Origin of the sequence: Desulfovibrio desulfuricans DSM 642, from assembly GCF_000420465.1 — a bacterium.
GTDB classification, from domain to species: domain Bacteria; phylum Desulfobacterota; class Desulfovibrionia; order Desulfovibrionales; family Desulfovibrionaceae; genus Desulfovibrio; species Desulfovibrio desulfuricans.
Map to the genome: position 1 here is coordinate 229,070 of NZ_ATUZ01000013.1, position 15,932 is coordinate 245,001.

Sequence of the window (15,932 nt, forward strand, 5' to 3'; positions counted from 1 at the left end):
CAGCGCGCCACACCGTGGCGTGGATTCTGCCGAAAATCGCATTTTTCGGCAGAATGACAACTTTGAAATGTGAAGCATTTCAAAGTTCATCTGCTTCTAGAGCAATTGCTTTTTGAGATCGTCGCTGGGCGAGGGGATCACAATCTTGCTGACCACCGGGCCGCCGTCCGTCACGTTGGCAGCGCCAGCGTCCACGGATGACTGCACGGCGCTGACCTCGCCCGTCATGAGCACAAAGGCTTTGCCGCCCAGGCCCGCAGAAAGGCGCAGCTCCACAAGCTGCACATCGCCCGCCTTGGCTGCGGCATCTGCCGCCAGCACGCAGGAGGCCGCGGTATATGTTTCAATAATGCCGAGAGCGTTGATCTTTTCCCTGATGGCGGTGCCGTTCATGGCAGGGATAACGCTTTCGTGCACGTTGGGGATGATAAAGGAATCCACCACCATATCCGCGCCCAGGTGCAACCCGGTCTGCACGGAGCTGGTCACGGCTCCGGTATCGCCGGTGATGACCACAAGATAACGGCCAGGGCAGGTGGGGCGGGAGATAACCAGCTCCACATTGGCGGCTTTGACCATTTCGTCCGCCGTCTGAATGCCCACGCCGATGCTGTTCAGTTCCACACAGCCTATAGTGCGTAATTTCATGCCGCTCACCTGTTGCTTCACGCCTTGATGGTTATGATGCCGTTTTCAACGGCAGTGACCACGCCGTCAATGCTGGCGTGTACGCGCGCGCCCATGGCCCCTTCGGGGATTTCACCGATGAGGTCGCCTGTTTTGACGTGATCGCCCGCATGCACCACGGCAAGGGCGGGCGCGCCTATGTGCTGGCGCAGGGGAATGCGCACTTCCGAAGGCGTGTAGTCGCCTGCAAAGTGCGGGTGTGCTTCATAACCCGCAAGCCCAAGCCTGCTTACAAGGCGGGTGGTGGGAATCCTGCGTTCGTCGCGGAAACGCGAGGCCACAAGGGGTTCGCCCCTGTTTTCCCACTTGACCCCGGCGGCCATGAGTTCCTTTTTGAGCTGCGCGTTCACTTCCCTGGGCGAAAGGCCCATGGGGCAGGCGAACTTTTCGCAGATGCCGCATTCGGAGCAGAGCAGGGCCTCGCGCGCGATGGGTGAATCCACGGCCTGCCCGTCGAGCACGCGCATAAGCCGGTGCGGGTGCAGGCTGTGACCAAGCAGTTGCCGAGGGCAAAGATCGGTACACTGCGAGCACTGACAGCAAATGGTGTTCGTAAGGCGTTTGACCGTGTGCGGGTCCATGACCTTGCGGCACACCACGTTGTGATCGGGCGGCAGCACAAGCAGACCGCTTGTGGTCTTGGTGACGGGCTGATCCGTGTCGGGCAGCACGCGGCCCATCATGGGGCCGCCGTCAACCACGCGGTATTCGTCAATGGTCGGCCCTCCCGCAAATTGCAGCACCTCGGCAACCCTGGTACCCACGGGCACGCGCACCACCATGGGCCTGCGCACCTCGCACCCCACGGTGAGGTAGCGGTGGGTCACAGGTTTGCCGTCCAGCGCGTGGGCCACATTGCAGAGCGATTCCACGTTGCTTACCACCGCGCCAATCTGCAAGGGAATGCCGCGCTCGGGCACAATGCCGCCCAGCACTTCATACACCATCACCTGCTCGTCGCCGGCGGGGTAGAAGTCGCCCAGTTCAAAGGCCTCGATGCGCCCCTTGCCAAGGCGGGCAACGCCTTCGCGCACACTCTGCATGGCATGGGCGTGTTTGCCCTTGAGGCAGATGATGCCGCGCCCGGCCCCTGTGCAATCCATCATGGCCTCGAGGCCGCGCACCAGAGTGTCCACCTGTGTTTCCATCAGATACGGATCGCTCATCAGCAGCGGTTCGCACGAAGCCCCGTTGACCAGCACCGTCTGCGCGGCGGCGTCGGCCTTGACGTGTGTGGGCAGGCCTGCGCCCCCCGCACCTACCACGCCAGCCGCGCGAATGGCGTCAACAATTGGTTTTCCCATGATGTCCTCTCACTGGAATTATCGCAAAGCGGGCCGCCAGAGCATTTCACTCCTGAAATGTTCGCTTGCGACAGGCCAAGCCTGCCTGCTCGCATTTCGTGGCAAGGATTTTCAGAAAAATCCTTGCAGAGCAGTTACCCCATTCCCTTCGTAAACTGTCCTAACCGCACCCGCCGCAATCACACTGCCCGGCTTCAGGCTTTACTTGCACTTGGGCAGAATCATTTCCACTTCTTCATGGGGGCGGGGGATCACGTGCACGCTCACAAGCTCGCCCACGCGCGAGGCAGCGGCAGCGCCCGCATCGGTGGCGGCCTTAACAGCGCCCACATCGCCACGCACCATCACGGTCACCAGACCGGAACCCACCTGTTCGCGACCGATAAGGGTCACGTTGGCAGCCTTGACCATGGCATCGGCAGCTTCCACAGCGCCAACAAGACCACGGGTTTCAACCATACCGAGAGCGTCAGTCATTATAGCCATTGTAATCTCCTTTTATGTTTGCGTATGCGCGGCAGAGGGTTAAGCGTGAAGGCTCTTGCCGATCACTGCCACGGTTTCAAGCGTCACCTTCCGCAGTTCATCGGGGTCGGTGATGCCATAGTGCTGTTTGATGATGGCGGCCACGCCGATGAGCAGGTCATCGCAGTGTTCGTCATGCCCGTCATGCGCGTGCTGCGAGCATTCGCCATGTGCGCAGTGCGCGGCGGCCTCATCGTAGCTTAGCTGGACGCCGCGTTTGCAAAGTTCATCGCGCGCTCCGGGGGTCAGAATCTTTGCGGAGTCCATCACAAGCTTGTTGCCGTGGATGAACTGATCAAGATTATCAATGGTTATCAGCGTTTTTCCCATATGTGCCTCGTTCGTTCCGCAGGCGCGGGTTATTGTTGGGCGTCATTGGCGCTGCGCCGCGCCGTGCCCGCCAGCGCGCTGACCACTTCCGGGTCGGGCTGGGGAATGACCACCATATGCATCAGGTTGTTGCCCAGCACGTCAGCGGCTGCGGCTGCGGCTTCACGCACGGCGGCCACATCGCCTGTCAGCACAAAGTATGATTTGCCGCCAATGCCCTGGCCAAGAACCATGCGCATGAGCGACACAGCCGCCTGTTTGACGGCCTTGTCTGCCGCTATGACGCTGTCCGCCGCGTTGCGGCATTCAACAACGCCCAGGGCCGCGCCGCCGATTTCAGCGGGCATGCGCCGCAGAACATTGAGCACCTGGCTGGACACATTGGAAACAACATAGCTGCCCGCAAGGCGCGCTTCCGTTGCTCTGGCGGCATGCACCGAGGCGTCAACCGCCTCTCTGTCTCCCCCCACAAGGATGAGAAAGCGCCCTGCGCAGACAACGGAAGCGCGCACCAGCGTGACCGGAGCGGCCTTGAGCATGATATCGGCCAGCTCCGCCCCAGCGGCTATGCTGCGGCTGTCCACAATGCCCAGCGTATCCATGAGCTATTCGCTCTCCGGGCTTTTGCCCATCATTTCTTCCTGATCCAGAATGCCCACAATGGCTGCATCAACAGGGGATTCCTGATTGTACAGAGCCTTGCGGGCCGGGCTGCCGGTGGTGATAAGCACGCGCTCGCCAATACCGGCTCCCACGCAGTCCACCGCCACAAAACTTTCGGCCAGCCTGTTATGGGCGAGGTCAAGGCGCTGTACCACCATGAGCTTGAGCCCGTTGAGGGAATCTTCCTTTCGCGTGGCCCATACGTTACCGACGACAATGCCTATCAGCATGCGACACCTACAGATCTTTCAAAATGGTCATGTTGCGTTCCGCCGCCGCATCCTGCGCCAGCGGTGTTACAACGGCCCCTTGGGGAGCACGCAGGGTGCGCGCGCCCGTTGCGGCGGCCTCGGCCACATGGTTTGCGGTTATAAGACAATCGCGCGTGCGCGACGCTTCCGGCGCGGCCTCGGTGAGTTCCGTCAGGCCAAAAGCCGCAAGCCGCGCTTCATATTCTTCATACAGGCGCAAAAGCGCGTCCGGGGCAGTGGCGGCGTGTGCGCGGTAGGCAAAGCCAAGGGTGCGCACCTGCTTGCCCTGCAAGAGCAGGTCGAGCACTTCGCGCTGGGCAAGGCTTGAACCGCGCCCCAGCGCCAGATCCGCCATATCCGGGCAGGAAAGCTCCGGCAGGATGTAGAGGGCCGGTTCCTGCCCGGCGCTCTGCCCCTGAAAGCACACCTGCATGGCGCTGCCAAGGCGCTTTTCCACCTGACGGGCGAGGGCTTCGTCCCTGGGGGCCAGCACCTGAGCCACGGACGCGGGCCTGGTATCAAGCTGATCCAGCACGGCCCGCACCACGGCGGTAATAAGTGTGTTCAGTTCCACGGGCATATGCCGCGCTCCTATGATCATTTAAGGCTTTGAATTATATTCGTAAAAGCTAAAGGCTCGAGTCAGTACAGTTGAGTGCGATGCCCAGCGGCGTCACCAGAAAAGGATTGGCGGGCTTGAATGTGGGCACGCCTGTGTCTTTCTGGATGATGGATTCCATATCAGCGAGGCAGCAGGTGCCGCCCACGAGGTACAGGGCCGAAACCTTGCGCCCCTGAATGTGCTTCCTGATGATGGCCGCCATCTTTTCAATCACGGGGCGCACCACGGGCAAAAGTTCCTTGTGGCGGCTCGCGTCCTTTTTCAGGTCTTCAGCTTCGTCAAAGGGGATGTCGTAATTGCCCGACAGCACAAGCGAAACGTGCGTCCCGCCCGTGGGTTCGTCCGCCACGTACACAACCTTGCCGTCCTGCAACAGGGCAATGCCGGTGGTGCCGCCGCCGATATCCACGATGGCGCCATCGCGCACCTGCAAAACGCTGTTGGCCGCAGTGGGTTCGTCAAGCAGGGCGGTAACGCGGTAGCCAGCGGCCTCCGCCACATGGCGGTGGGTTGCGCAGTCGCGCTCGCTGGTGCCGGGCGGAACAGCAATGGCGGCATTTTCAAGCTTGCGGCCAAGGCGTTCTTCCAGCTCTTCGGTCAGCTCGCGCACAATGCGCGCGCCGCCCGCGTAGTCCACCACCAGACCGTCACGCACCACCTGGGCAAAGCGCATGGCACAGGCCACGGGCTCGCGTTTGGCATTGACCACAACCACCACAATGTACGCGGTGCCAAGGTCTACACCCACATAGAGAGGCTCCGTGGGGCTGACCTTGCGGGGATTTTCCCGGCACTGGTCAAGCGTGGCGATCAGTTTGTCCGCTGCGGCAAAGTCCATATCAGCCCCTTGAGCGCCGCACGATGACGCCGGTGACGCCGGGCTTCCAGCCTGCGCTGTTGCCTTCGTCCGCATCAATGTGCATGGCAAGTTTGAAGGAGTCGCTCACGCGCACCAGCACGTCTTCAAGAATCATGGGCCGTTCCGTATCAAGACGCACGGCGACCTTGTCCTTGTCCTTGAGGCCGAAGCGTTCGGCATCATCGGTGTGCATGTGGATGTGGCGGGCGGCAACAATCACGCCCGATTCCAGGCCCACAATGCCCGTGGTAGATGCAAGCACAATGCCAGGGGTGTCCTTGGTGTCGCCGCTCTGGCGCACCGGAGGATTGATGCCCAGAATGCGGGCATCGGTCTTGGAAAGCTCGATCTGCGAAACGCTGCGGGCTGGGCCAAGAACTGCCACCTTGTCCATGACGCCCTTGGGGCCGATCAGCCGCACACGTTCAACACACAAAAATTGTCCCGGCTGCGAGAGCGGCCTTTCGGGTCGCAGGGCCTCACCGTACAGCGACAGCGCATCTTCGACGCTCAGATGGACGTGACGGGCGGAAATCTCCACCGGGATAGGCCCGGCGTTCATGGTTTCTTCCCTGCCGCTGCTGGCGCACTGCTCTGTCAGCACCTTGCGCACAACGTCTGTCACAATGTCCTTGATCGCTTGTTCGTTCATCTTGGCTCCAGCATGCAACGGCTGCGCATTGGGCAACCGCCTTGTAAATACGCGGGAATTGGGCCGCAGGCTCAAATTCCTTTGGCGGGCGTCTTTTCATGGGCAACGCCGCGCCGTTTCCGTAGAGGCGTTCTGCCTGTGGCTCCCCCGGCACTGCTCACGTGCAGCGCGCTGCCCGCCAGTGTGCGCCGGGGGGCCAAATACGGCAAAGACTAGGCTTCGCGCTTGGGCAGAATCATTTCCACTTCGCTGTGGGGGCGGGGGATCACGTGAACGCTCACGAGTTCGCCCACCTTTTTGGCAGCGGCGGCACCGGCGTCAGTGGCGGCCTTAACAGCGCCCACATCGCCGCGCACCATCACGGTGACAAGGCCGGAACCCACCTGGCTGCGGCCAATAAGGGTTACGTTGGCGGCTTTCACCATGGCATCGGCGGCTTCAATGGCGCCCACAAGACCACGGGTTTCGATCATGCCCAGAGCGTTGGCGGAAGCGGTCATAGCTATTCTCCTTGCGTTATTTGCGTATGTTGTTGTGCCCCTGAGCGGGTCATGCCGTTGGGGGCATTCCGCAATAACGGGCTGTTACGGTTACATTGGGCTGGCGCAGGCCAGCCCGGTGTAGCTGCTGCTAAAGAACCTTCTTCAGCTCGGCCACAATCAGTTCGGTGACGGCGTTGATATCAATGTTGCCAGCGCCCGCAGCCGGAGCAGACGTGCCATGACCGCTGCTGGAGCAGCAGGAGGCGGCAGGGGCAGAATGGCTGGCCGCGCCGTGCCCGTTGCCGGAGCAGCAGCACTGGGAGTTGAGGTCATAGGCCACACGGCGAATGTTGATCAGGTTCATGGGCGTGACATTGTCGGAAGTGGCGCTGCCGCCAACGGCGCCGCAGCCCAGGGTGAACGAGGGGAACAGCCCGGTGCTGAGGCCCACCGCGCCTTGTGTGGCGGGCGTGTTGACCATGATGCGCGAAACAGGCTTTTTGAGGCCGAATTCGCGGATGATTTCTTCGTTGTTGGAGTGGATGGCAAGGGTGTGGCCAGCGCCGCAGTTGTGCAGCAGAGCGGTGCACAGTTCGCAGGCTTCATGCCAGTCTTCCACCACGTAAAAGCCGAGCAGGGCCGTGAGCTTTTCCTTGGAGAAAGGATACTTGGGGCCAACGCCCTTTTCGTCCGAAACGAGCAGGCGCGTGCCCTGGGGTACGTCGATGCCGGCGATGCGTGCAATGGTCTGGGCGTCGCGGCCCACAATGGCGGGGTTCATGCTGCCATTGCCGCGTTCCATGACGTTCTTGACCTTTTCCAGCTTTTCGCCCTGGAGGAAGTAGGCTCCCTGGGCTTCCAGCGTGGCGCGCACCTTGGCGGCGATGCAGGATTCGGTGACGATGGACTGCTCGGAGGCGCAGATGGTGCCGTTGTCGAAAGTTTTGCTGCTCATGATCTTGGTCACGGCGCTTTCGATATCAGCGGTGCGTTCGATGAAGGCGGGCGTATTGCCAGCGCCCACGCCCAGTGCGGGCGTGCCGGAGCTGTACGCGGCCTTGACCATGCCGGGGCCGCCCGTGGCAAGGATGAGATCGCAGATCTTCATCAGTTCGTTGGTGCCTTCGATGGTGGGAATGGTGATGCAGCTCACCAGATCAGGCGACACGTTGCAGCTGCGCAACGCTCCCTGAATGATTTCCACCGTCTTGGCAATGCACTTGCGGGCGCTGGGGTGCGGCGTAAACACAATGGCGTTGCCCGACTTGAGCGAGATGAGCGACTTGTAGATGGTGGTGGACGTGGGGTTGGTGGAGGGCACAATACCCGCAATCACACCCACGGGCACGGCCACTTCCACAACCTTGGTCTGGTTGTTGGTGGAAAGAATGCCCACGGTCTTCATGTCGCGAATGCAGGCATAGACCTTTTCGCTGGCAAGCAGGTTCTTGGTCTTTTTGTCCTGCGGCTTGCCAAAGCCGGTTTCTTCCGCAGCCATTGCGCCCAGCGTTTCAGCCTGGGCAGCGGTAGCTTCGGAAACGGCCTTGATCACGGCGTCCACACGCTCCTGGCTCATCTGTGCGAATTCCGGCTGCGCCTTGCGCGCAGCGCGAACCAGTGCGCGCACCTCCTGAATGGAGAGCAAATCCTTATCGACCATTTCTTACTCCTTTTCCTTCAGAGCCGCCCGGCAAATGGCGTCTATCAGCGTTTTCTTGTCGGAGGAGACAATCTGCCCGCGCGTGAGCGGAACCTGAAGGTCTCTGGCCAACTGCCGAAGTTTGTTTATGCTCATGCCCGAGAGCTTTTCCTTGCTCGGGGGCGCGGCCTGCGTGGCGGGCTTCGCCGTGTCGGCGGGGTCAGTCATGCTTGTCTGGCCTTCCTGTGCGGCCTCTGCCGGGGCCGCCGCCTCAATCTCAATGCTGCGCGGTTGCAACAGCAAAATATGTTCAAGCTCCGCATCGGGGCGGGGGATGACATGCCGCGAAACGCACTCCGCGCCTTCAATGCGCGCAATGGAGGCCGCTGCTGCGTCCACGGAGGACTGCACGGCAGCCACTTCGCCCGCAATGGTGATGGTCACAAGCCCGCCGGAAGCAAGGGACTTTTCGAGCAGGCGCACGTCTGCCGCCTTGAGCATGGCGTCGGCAGCCTCAATGGCCCCTATCAAGCCCCTCGTTTCCACAAGTCCTAATGCCAGCATGCTTTTTCTCCTTCACTGCGCAAGGGCGCGGCGCGGGTTTGTCTAAAATGGTCTTCTCTGGAACACATTCACTTTGAAAATGTACATTTTCAAAGTTTAAGACACGCCAGTTTCGGCACTTAACAGCGCAAATAAATTGCGCTTATGCCTCCACTGCGGGCGTCTGCTTTCGCAGCCGCAGAGCAATTTCACGCTGAAATTGCTCTAATGCCTGATGGTTTTCACATCGAGGTCATAGCCACGCAAAATGCTTTCCATGGTCGCCATATCCCGGTCATCAAGCACAGGGTTGTCCTTGATAGGGTATTCCATGTCGAGCTGGGCGTACTTGCCGACGCCCATTTTGTGGTAGGGGAGCAGATCAACACCCTTCAGGTTTTTCATACCTTTGTAATTATACAGAAATTTTCCTACGGCGTGCAGTTCTTCCGCATCGTCGTTGTATCCCTTCAGCAGGGGCATGCGGATACGCACGTTGCTGCCGTTTTCAAGCAGCCAGCTCAGGTTCGCCAGTATGGTCTCGTTGCGCACGCCTGTGAGGACGTAGTGCTTTTCCGGGTTCATGTGCTTGATGTCGAAGAGGAAAAGATCAACCACTTCGGCAAGCTGGCGCACCACTTCGGGGCGGGCATAGCCGCATGTTTCCATGGCGGTGTTGATGCCCTTGTGCCTACAGGCCAGGAGCAGGTTTGCCACGGCTTCCGGCTGGAGCATGGGCTCGCCGCCGCCAACGGTAACGCCCCCGCCGGAGCTCTGGTAAAAAGGCCAGTCCTGTTCCACCACTTCCAGCAGCTCAGAAATGCCCTTGCATTCGCCCGCGATGGCCAGCGCCCCCTGAGGGCAGGCCTTGACGCAGCGCCCGCAGGCGATGCAGTCAAGCTCCCTGTTTACGGTATGCTGGCCTTGCGTCCCTGCGAGCGCGTGAATGCCTGAGGGGCAGACGGGCACGCACGCGCCGCAGGAGATGCAAAGGTCTTTTTTGTACAGCACATCACAGCGCCGACGCTGGCTTTCGGGGTTTGAGCACCATTTGCAGCGAAGGGCGCAGCCCTTGAAGAAAACGATGGTGCGTATGCCCGGACCGTCATACATATTGTATTTCTGTATGTTGAAAACTATGGCTTTTCTTTCGATCACGGTGCTTTTCCCCTGCCGTATGCCGTTACGCTTGTGTTGCCGTAAGTACCGGGCGGCCTAGAAGTGGCGCAGCACGGTTCTGCTGATGATTTCGTCCTGAACGTCCTTGCACAGCTCGATGAAGAAGGCGCTGTAGCCAGCCACGCGCACAACCAGATCGCGGAAGTCCTTGGGGTTCTTCTGCGCATCAAGCAGGGTCTGGTTATCCAGATAGTTGAACTGCATTTCGCCGTTGCCAAGGATGCTGGCCGTGCGGATGAGGGTGATGACGCCCTGTTCGCCTTCGGGGGTATCCAGCAGGCCGGACATGAGCTTGAAGTTGTGCACCATGCCGATGTTCATGTTGTCGTTGGACATCTTGGACACGCTCTTGATGATGGCGGTGGGGCCTTTGACGTCCGCGCCCTGGGTGGGGCTGATGCCGTCGGAAAGGGGCTGCCATGCGCTGCGGCCGTTGGCGGATGCGCCAAGCAGCTGGCCGAAGGGCGTGTTGTTGGAGATGGACAGGGTGCCGTGGCTCAGAATGGAGTAGAGCGTGCGGTACTTGCGGTGCTCCTGCTCGGTGAACGACACGAGGTCGGCGGCGATGTCGTCGGCGTAGTCGTCGTCGTTGCCATACTTGGGCGCGGCAAGGCAGTCTGCCAGCACGGCATCGTAGCCCTTGAAGTCGGCCTTGAGGGCTTCGTTCATGTATTCAAGCGTGTACTTCTTGTCTTCGTACACAAGCTTCTTGATGGCGGCCATGGAGTCCACATAGGTGGCAAGACCGCTCCAGACCACGCCGGGGCCGAAGTTGTACATGGCGCCGCCAGCGGCCACGTCGCAGCCGTGTTCCATGCAGCCTTCGTACATGATGGACATGAGCGGCTTGGGCGCAAAGTCGCGGTGCACGCGCTGGGAAATGACCGTGGCAACGCTGGACCACTTGGTGATGTAGCAGATCTGCTCCTTCACCGCGGCCTCGAACTTTTCGTAGGTGTCAAACTGGCTCAGGTCGCCGGAGTCGGGGCAGACCTGCTTGCCGTACCACAGCGGCACGCCGTGGTTGAGCACCAGTTCGATGCAGATGGGCCACTGGGTGTAGGCAGTGGAGGTCCACTGGTAGAGGCGGCCCGCTTTCTGCGGTTCCACGCAACCCATGAGGCAGTAGTCGCGGGCGTCTTCAATGCTCACGCCCTTGGCCAGCATCATCTTGATGTGGGTGTCGTCAAAGTGCACGGCGGGGAAGCCCATGCCGGAACGGATGACGGCCACGATTTTCTTGAGGTATTCCTGCGGCGAGGAATTGTGCACGCGGGTTGCCAGCGAGGGCTGGTAAATACGCACGTGGCGCACTGCGTCCATGAGCAGGTAGGTCAGCTCGTTGGTGGCGTCGCGTCCTTCACGGGTAACGCCGCCCACGCACATGTTCACGAAGGGCTGGTATCCGGCAAAGAACTTGGAGCTGCCTTCGCTGGTGAGCCACATCATTTCAGACATCTTGATGAGCATGCAGCCAGCGAGGTCAAAGGCTTCGCAGGGGGTCATGCGGCCAGCTTCGATATCGGCCTTGTAGAGGGGGTACATGTACTGGTCAACGCGGCCAATGGACATGCCTGTCTGGTTTTCTTCAACCACCAGCAGGGATTCCACGGTCCATACAGCCTGAATGGCTTCCCAGAAGGTGGTGGGAGCATGGGCGGGAACGCGGGCGTTGACCTCGGAAATCTTGAGCAGTTCGGCCTTGCGCTTGGGATCGTGTTCTTTTTCCGCAAGATGGGCGGCGTATTCCGACATGCGCTTTGCATAGCACATGACGCCTTCGGTGGTTTCGATCACCGACTTGTAGAAGTAGATTTTGTCGATATCTTCGGGATTGGCGTAATCCAGGTGCGTCAGGTGTTCCTGCGCTTCATGCTGAATGTCCAGCATGCCCTTTTTCATCAGGATGACGTCATAGCCGGGGTTGGAGTCGCCGCCGCCGTTGAGGGCGTGGTACGAGCAGTCGGACACGTAGGATTCGCCCGAAAGTTCCCACAGACCGGCTTCGCGGTACTGGGCCTCGCAATATTCGTCAACGGACTTGCCTTCCCAGTAGGGGAAGATTTCTTCGCGCAGAACTTTCTTGTCTTCTTCAGCAAGATAGAAGGGGTCCTGCGGGCGGGAGCCGATGGTGTCCAGCTCGTCGCGCAGCCAGCGCCAGGAAATATCGGGCGAAAACGCGCCAGCGCGCGGCGCGCCGTTGGGTGCGCCCACGATGAGTTCGTTATCCTGAATGACCAGGGGCGCTGTTTCGCAGCAGTAGCGGAAAGCCTTGGCGCGCAGCAGAATGCGCGGCATGCCGGGGTTTTCGCTGTCAATCTTGGTAATGGCGCGCGCACGGTGAATGGTGATGCGCGGCATCTGCAAAAGATAGTTGGTCTTGAGCTTGAGGTGGCGCTCGGTAGGGCCGTCAGGCACGTTGACGCCGTCAGACACGCCAGCCTTGGGGCCGGAATGCTGCGCAGGGGCAGTGGGCGTGAGGGTAACAGCCGAGCCGGAAGACGTGGCAAATATCTTGCGCAGCGTTTCGCGCTCTTCGGGCGTCAGGCTTTTGGTGACTTCTGCTATCTTTTGAGTAAAATCATGAAGATCCACGTTGATTCCTCCATGGTTTGCGATGGCGGCTCCGGCTGTTGCCGGGGCTTGTTCCGCATCACCTGTTCAATTCATTGAGAGCCTTGCGCAAAACGCGCCGCAGTGCGTCTGAAACGGGGTCGGTCTGGTCGCTCTGCTGTTCCCTGAACGAGAAGCCGCGAACGCCGTAACCCACCTTGCGCCGATAAATGAGATTCATTGGTGAAATGTTGTCGGAGCTGAATCCGTGCCCGGCCAGACCGCTGCCCTGCGTCATGGAAGGAAAAAGGTCGGTGGTGAGGCCCATGCCGCCAAAAGCGGCAGGCGTGTTGACCAGCATGCGGGCCACGGGCTTTTTGAGCGCGAACTGCTGGATGATCTCATCATCCTGGCTGTGTATGGTCATGGTTTGGGCGTGACCCTCGCGCAGCAGAAGTTCGAGGCATTTTTCGCAGGCATGCCGCCAGTCCGGTTCAACATAATAGGCAAGCACAGGGGCCAGCAGTTCCCTGATAAAGGGGTCGGCGGGGTCTACGTAGCGGCGTTCAACCAGCAGCACACGCGTGCCCTGCGGCACGGCAATGCCCGCTTTTTCGGCCAGCACTGTTGCCGATTGCCCCAACATGGCGCGGTTGCGGCGGCCATTGGGGTGAAACATGGTTTCGCTCAGGGCCTGGGCCTGCGCCTCGTTGATAAAACAGGCTCCGTTCGCCTCAAATGCCCGGCGCGCCTGCGGCTCGACCTTGCCGTCCACAATGACGCACTGTTCGGCAGATGGGGCCAGCCCGTTGTCAAAGCTCTTGCTGGCAAGGATGTCGTCCACGGCCTTGCAAATGTCGGCAGTGGCTTCAATAAAGGCCGGGCCGTTGCCCATGCCGCCGTAGATGAAGGGCTTGCCGCTGTGGCGCGCCGCCTCAAGCATGCTGTCCCTGCCGGTTACCAGAACCAGAGCCACAAGACGGTGGCGCATGAGTTCTTCAATGCCGCTGTCGGCGACCATGGTCAGGCAGGTCACGGAACCCTCGGGCAGGCCGTGGGCCTGACCAGCGGCAGACATGGCCGCCACCACGCGGCTGGTGCATTCCACGGCGTGCTGGTGGGGGCAAACCACAATGGAATTGCCCGCCTTAACCGCCGCAAGCACATTGCAGATGGTGGTGGAAACCGGGTTGGTGCAGGGGCTGAGGGCGGCTATAACGCCCACGGGCACACCCACTTCAAACACGTGTTGCGCGGCATCGGCGCTCTGGGGCAGCCTGCCCACGCAGCGCATGCCCCGTACGCTCTGTATGACGCGGCGGCAGGCAAAAAGGTTTTTGGCCATTTTGTCCTGCCACACGCCGCATCCGGTTTCTTCGTGGCTCATGACGGCAAGCGACTGGGCCTCAGCGGCAGCGGCTTCAGCCATGGCTTCCACCACCGTGTCCAGTGATTCCTGAGGCATGGCGGAAAGCCGCGTCTGAGCGTCAGCCGCGTTTTCAGCAAGGATGCGAGCCTGCTGGATGGAAATAAGATCCTTGTCGCCGATCATGTTTCCTCCGATGAACCCGGTCAGCTCAGGGCGTAGCGCCTTACAAGCCTGACAAGACGACGGTGGGGCGTGGGGATCACAGCGGAGCTGTAAACGGTAGCGCCCATATTGTTCACGGCCTTGATGCCAGCGGCCACGGCGGCCTGCACAGCGGCCACATCGCCCTGCACCAGGGCGGAGCAGTAACCGGAGGCCACGTTTTCGTAGCCGATCAGTTCCACGTCGGCGGCCTTGATCATGGCGTCCGCGCCTTCCATAAGAAAGACAATGCCGAAGGTTTCAATCATGCCCAGGGCGCGCAGACCGGGGTCGTCTTCCTGTATTTCGTCCAGCGTATGCGCACGGACAATGCCGCTCATACCGCGCGCGGGGCGGGGCATGACGTTGGTGGCCGTAAGCTTGCCCACAGAGGCGGCAGCAGCGGCGCCAGCGTCAACAGAGGCCTTTACTGCGGCCACATCGCCCCGAACCATGATGGTAACGAGCGTGGAGCCAACGTTTTCGTAGCCGACAAGATCAACATCTGCGGCTTTGAGCATGCTGTCAGCGCCGTAAATGGACGGAACCATGCCAAGAGTTTCAATCAGGCCAAGGGCTTCTTCACCTGTATACTGCATACAACTCACCTCGTGGGGACCCGTGTTCGTGTCCGGGCATAGCCGGGCGGAGCAAATCTCCTAGTTCCTTTCTAGCCGTTCCCCTATAGGGAAAAGTCAAGCCATATCCCGATTTTTTTCGTCTTGTGTGTGAAATTTGTTGCAGCCCTTGCGGTAGGCGGGTTTTGGCCCCTTGCATGGATTTTTTTTGATTTTTCCGCCTGCTGCGCGGCAATGCGAGCGCATGGCGGCTGCGGAGCGCGCAGAGGAATCAGCGGCATTTTTGCGTTTAATTACGGGCCTGTCGCATAAATGTCTGTTTTTTGCGGCAATGGGCGCCGACCTTCCCTAAAACTGGAACCTTGGGCCAGATTTGGGGAAGCAGGCGCAGACAGATGGTTCAGACGGCATGAGCGCCTTGAGGGTGGGGGCAATGAGAGGAAGAGGCCGGAACGACTTTTGCACTATCAAGGAGGGTACGCCCCAAGCCGGACACCGCACATTCAGGAGAGCTTCATGAATTCTCAGCGCTACACCATAAGCGAAATGAGTGAGACTTCGAATATTTCAAAAAAGGCCCTGCGTTTTTACGACAAGCTGGGCCTCATCACGCCTCGCCTGCGCGGAGCCAACAACTACCGCTATTACACGCATGAAGATGTGCTCTCCGTGCCGCCTCTCAAATATTACAAGCAGATGGGATTCCGGCTTGAAGAAATCCGCGCGGCCTTTGATGCGGACAGCAACGCCTCGCTGCGGGCACTGCGCGAGATGTTTACTACCAAGATGGAAGACCTGCGGCAGGAAGAAGACGTGCTGCGTTTGCGCTCGGCCTCCATCCATGACTGGCTTGAGCTGCTGCACGAGGCGGAAATGGTACTGGATAACGACCTGCGGCAGGTCTCGGTCAAATATGTTCCGCCGCAGAACCTGCTGTTTCATGACGAGGTGTTCTCTCTGGACATCAAGTCCACCATCATCAATATGGGTTTCACCAATTATGTTGAATCGCTGGACAATAATATTGCCGGGCCGGTCATTGTCCATTTTTCTTCGGTAGACGACAGGCTGAAAAAGGTGGAGCAGCCCATACAGGTTTTGCAGCGCCCCATGCGCCCCTGCAAGCCGGAGCTGATGCAGACGCTTGGGGGCGTGCTCATGGCAAGCTGCTACCACATAGGCCCTTACGAAACCATCAGCGACACCTACCGCAAGCTGCAACGCTGGTGTGCATCCAACAGCTATGTGCATGCATCGGATGCGTTTGAACGGTATGTCACCGATTACTGGACAACCAACAATGAAGCGCTTTTTGTGACCGAAGTCCTAGTGCGGGTGCGCCGCCCCAACGACACATTCGTTTAGGCGGAAGCATGCCGCCGGGCGGTGTTTGGCACAGCCCGGCAAAAGTGAAGGCCGTTGCCCGGAGAGTCCGGGTAACGGCCTTTTTTGCGTAATATTTACAATCGCAGTGCATAAAAATGGGCCTGCCGCC

General features: G+C 60.0%; 17 protein-coding genes. 1 reads left to right on the forward strand and 16 read right to left on the reverse strand.

The annotated features are described in order from the left end of the window. Nucleotides 1-96 precede the first annotated feature (96 nt). The 16 genes from G449_RS0106575 to G449_RS18775 form a co-directional block, all read right to left on the reverse strand. The gene (locus G449_RS0106575; protein WP_022658519.1) at nt 97-648 is read right to left on the reverse strand and encodes a BMC domain-containing protein; all 552 of its coding nucleotides are present in this window, start codon (nt 646-648) and stop codon (nt 97-99) included. Between the two features lie 17 nt (nt 649-665). Continuing rightward, nucleotides 666-1,991, reverse strand: coding sequence for a 4Fe-4S dicluster domain-containing protein (locus G449_RS0106580; RefSeq protein WP_022658520.1), 1,326 nt, complete (start codon nt 1,989-1,991; stop codon nt 666-668). 201 nt (nt 1,992-2,192) lie between these two features. Continuing rightward, a complete protein-coding gene (locus G449_RS0106585; protein ID WP_108702565.1) occupies nt 2,193-2,471 on the reverse strand; it encodes a BMC domain-containing protein in 279 nt (92 codons plus the stop codon). Between the two features lie 45 nt (nt 2,472-2,516). After that, nucleotides 2,517-2,846, reverse strand: a complete 330-nt coding sequence (locus G449_RS0106590; RefSeq protein WP_022658522.1) for a hypothetical protein — start codon at nt 2,844-2,846, stop codon at nt 2,517-2,519. Nucleotides 2,847-2,875: 29 nt separating this feature from the next. After that, nucleotides 2,876-3,448 (reverse strand): BMC domain-containing protein, encoded by a 573-nt coding sequence (locus tag G449_RS0106595; RefSeq protein ID WP_022658523.1) that lies wholly within the window; start codon nt 3,446-3,448, stop codon nt 2,876-2,878. 3 nt (nt 3,449-3,451) lie between these two features. Next, the gene (locus G449_RS0106600; protein WP_022658524.1) at nt 3,452-3,739 is read right to left on the reverse strand and encodes a EutN/CcmL family microcompartment protein; all 288 of its coding nucleotides are present in this window, start codon (nt 3,737-3,739) and stop codon (nt 3,452-3,454) included. Nucleotides 3,740-3,746: 7 nt separating this feature from the next. Further along, on the reverse strand, nt 3,747-4,340 hold the full coding sequence (locus G449_RS0106605) for a hypothetical protein (RefSeq protein ID WP_022658525.1): 594 nt from the start codon (nt 4,338-4,340) through the stop codon (nt 3,747-3,749). Nucleotides 4,341-4,389: 49 nt separating this feature from the next. Continuing rightward, nucleotides 4,390-5,220: an ethanolamine utilization protein EutJ gene (gene eutJ / locus G449_RS0106610; RefSeq protein ID WP_022658526.1), complete on the reverse strand. Its 831-nt coding sequence runs from the start codon at nt 5,218-5,220 to the stop codon at nt 4,390-4,392. Nucleotide 5,221: 1 nt separating this feature from the next. Continuing rightward, nucleotides 5,222-5,893 carry a phosphate propanoyltransferase gene (locus tag G449_RS0106615; protein ID WP_022658527.1) on the reverse strand — a complete coding sequence of 224 codons (672 nt, stop codon included), beginning with the start codon at nt 5,891-5,893 and terminating at the stop codon, nt 5,222-5,224. Between the two features lie 212 nt (nt 5,894-6,105). Further along, nucleotides 6,106-6,393 (reverse strand): BMC domain-containing protein, encoded by a 288-nt coding sequence (locus G449_RS0106620; RefSeq protein WP_022658528.1) that lies wholly within the window; start codon nt 6,391-6,393, stop codon nt 6,106-6,108. A gap of 130 nt (nt 6,394-6,523) precedes the next feature. Further along, complete coding sequence (locus tag G449_RS0106625) at nt 6,524-8,035, reverse strand: acetaldehyde dehydrogenase (acetylating) (protein ID WP_022658529.1); 1,512 nt, start codon at nt 8,033-8,035, stop codon at nt 6,524-6,526. A 3-nt stretch (nt 8,036-8,038) separates the two neighbouring features. Further along, nucleotides 8,039-8,578: a BMC domain-containing protein gene (locus G449_RS18720; RefSeq protein WP_022658530.1), complete on the reverse strand. Its 540-nt coding sequence runs from the start codon at nt 8,576-8,578 to the stop codon at nt 8,039-8,041. Between the two features lie 204 nt (nt 8,579-8,782). After that, entirely contained in the window at nt 8,783-9,715 is a 933-nt protein-coding gene (gene cutD / locus G449_RS0106635; RefSeq protein WP_022658531.1) for a choline TMA-lyase-activating enzyme, read from the reverse strand. Between the two features lie 57 nt (nt 9,716-9,772). Continuing rightward, nucleotides 9,773-12,331: a choline trimethylamine-lyase gene (gene cutC / locus G449_RS0106640; protein WP_022658532.1), complete on the reverse strand. Its 2,559-nt coding sequence runs from the start codon at nt 12,329-12,331 to the stop codon at nt 9,773-9,775. A gap of 58 nt (nt 12,332-12,389) precedes the next feature. Then, entirely contained in the window at nt 12,390-13,841 is a 1,452-nt protein-coding gene (locus G449_RS16305; RefSeq protein ID WP_022658533.1) for an aldehyde dehydrogenase family protein, read from the reverse strand. Between the two features lie 20 nt (nt 13,842-13,861). Then, complete coding sequence (locus G449_RS18775) at nt 13,862-14,458, reverse strand: BMC-T shell protein (protein ID WP_022658534.1); 597 nt, start codon at nt 14,456-14,458, stop codon at nt 13,862-13,864. Between the two features lie 495 nt (nt 14,459-14,953). Between G449_RS18775 and G449_RS0106665 the strand changes: the two genes are divergently transcribed. Further along, on the forward strand, nt 14,954-15,802 hold the full coding sequence (locus tag G449_RS0106665) for a MerR family transcriptional regulator (protein WP_022658537.1): 849 nt from the start codon (nt 14,954-14,956) through the stop codon (nt 15,800-15,802). The last annotated feature ends 130 nt before the right edge of the window (nt 15,803-15,932 follow it).

What these genes read in the sequence shown, in the direction of transcription:
- G449_RS0106580 (WP_022658520.1), bottom strand. Translation starts at nt 1,991, where the DNA reads ATGGGAAAACCAATTGTTGACGCCATTCGCGCGGCTGGCGTGGTAGGT.
- G449_RS0106575 (WP_022658519.1), bottom strand. Translation starts at nt 648, where the DNA reads ATGAAATTACGCACTATAGGCTGTGTGGAACTGAACAGCATCGGCGTG.
- G449_RS0106665 (WP_022658537.1), top strand. Translation starts at nt 14,954, where the DNA reads ATGAATTCTCAGCGCTACACCATAAGCGAAATGAGTGAGACTTCGAAT.
- G449_RS16305 (WP_022658533.1), bottom strand. Translation starts at nt 13,841, where the DNA reads ATGATCGGCGACAAGGATCTTATTTCCATCCAGCAGGCTCGCATCCTT.
- G449_RS0106595 (WP_022658523.1), bottom strand. Translation starts at nt 3,448, where the DNA reads ATGGATACGCTGGGCATTGTGGACAGCCGCAGCATAGCCGCTGGGGCG.
- G449_RS0106605 (WP_022658525.1), bottom strand. Translation starts at nt 4,340, where the DNA reads ATGCCCGTGGAACTGAACACACTTATTACCGCCGTGGTGCGGGCCGTG.
- G449_RS18720 (WP_022658530.1), bottom strand. Translation starts at nt 8,578, where the DNA reads ATGCTGGCATTAGGACTTGTGGAAACGAGGGGCTTGATAGGGGCCATT.
- G449_RS0106620 (WP_022658528.1), bottom strand. Translation starts at nt 6,393, where the DNA reads ATGACCGCTTCCGCCAACGCTCTGGGCATGATCGAAACCCGTGGTCTT.
- G449_RS0106590 (WP_022658522.1), bottom strand. Translation starts at nt 2,846, where the DNA reads ATGGGAAAAACGCTGATAACCATTGATAATCTTGATCAGTTCATCCAC.
- G449_RS18775 (WP_022658534.1), bottom strand. Translation starts at nt 14,458, where the DNA reads ATGCAGTATACAGGTGAAGAAGCCCTTGGCCTGATTGAAACTCTTGGC.
- G449_RS0106625 (WP_022658529.1), bottom strand. Translation starts at nt 8,035, where the DNA reads ATGGTCGATAAGGATTTGCTCTCCATTCAGGAGGTGCGCGCACTGGTT.
- G449_RS0106615 (WP_022658527.1), bottom strand. Translation starts at nt 5,893, where the DNA reads ATGAACGAACAAGCGATCAAGGACATTGTGACAGACGTTGTGCGCAAG.
- G449_RS0106600 (WP_022658524.1), bottom strand. Translation starts at nt 3,739, where the DNA reads ATGCTGATAGGCATTGTCGTCGGTAACGTATGGGCCACGCGAAAGGAA.
- eutJ (WP_022658526.1), bottom strand. Translation starts at nt 5,220, where the DNA reads ATGGACTTTGCCGCAGCGGACAAACTGATCGCCACGCTTGACCAGTGC.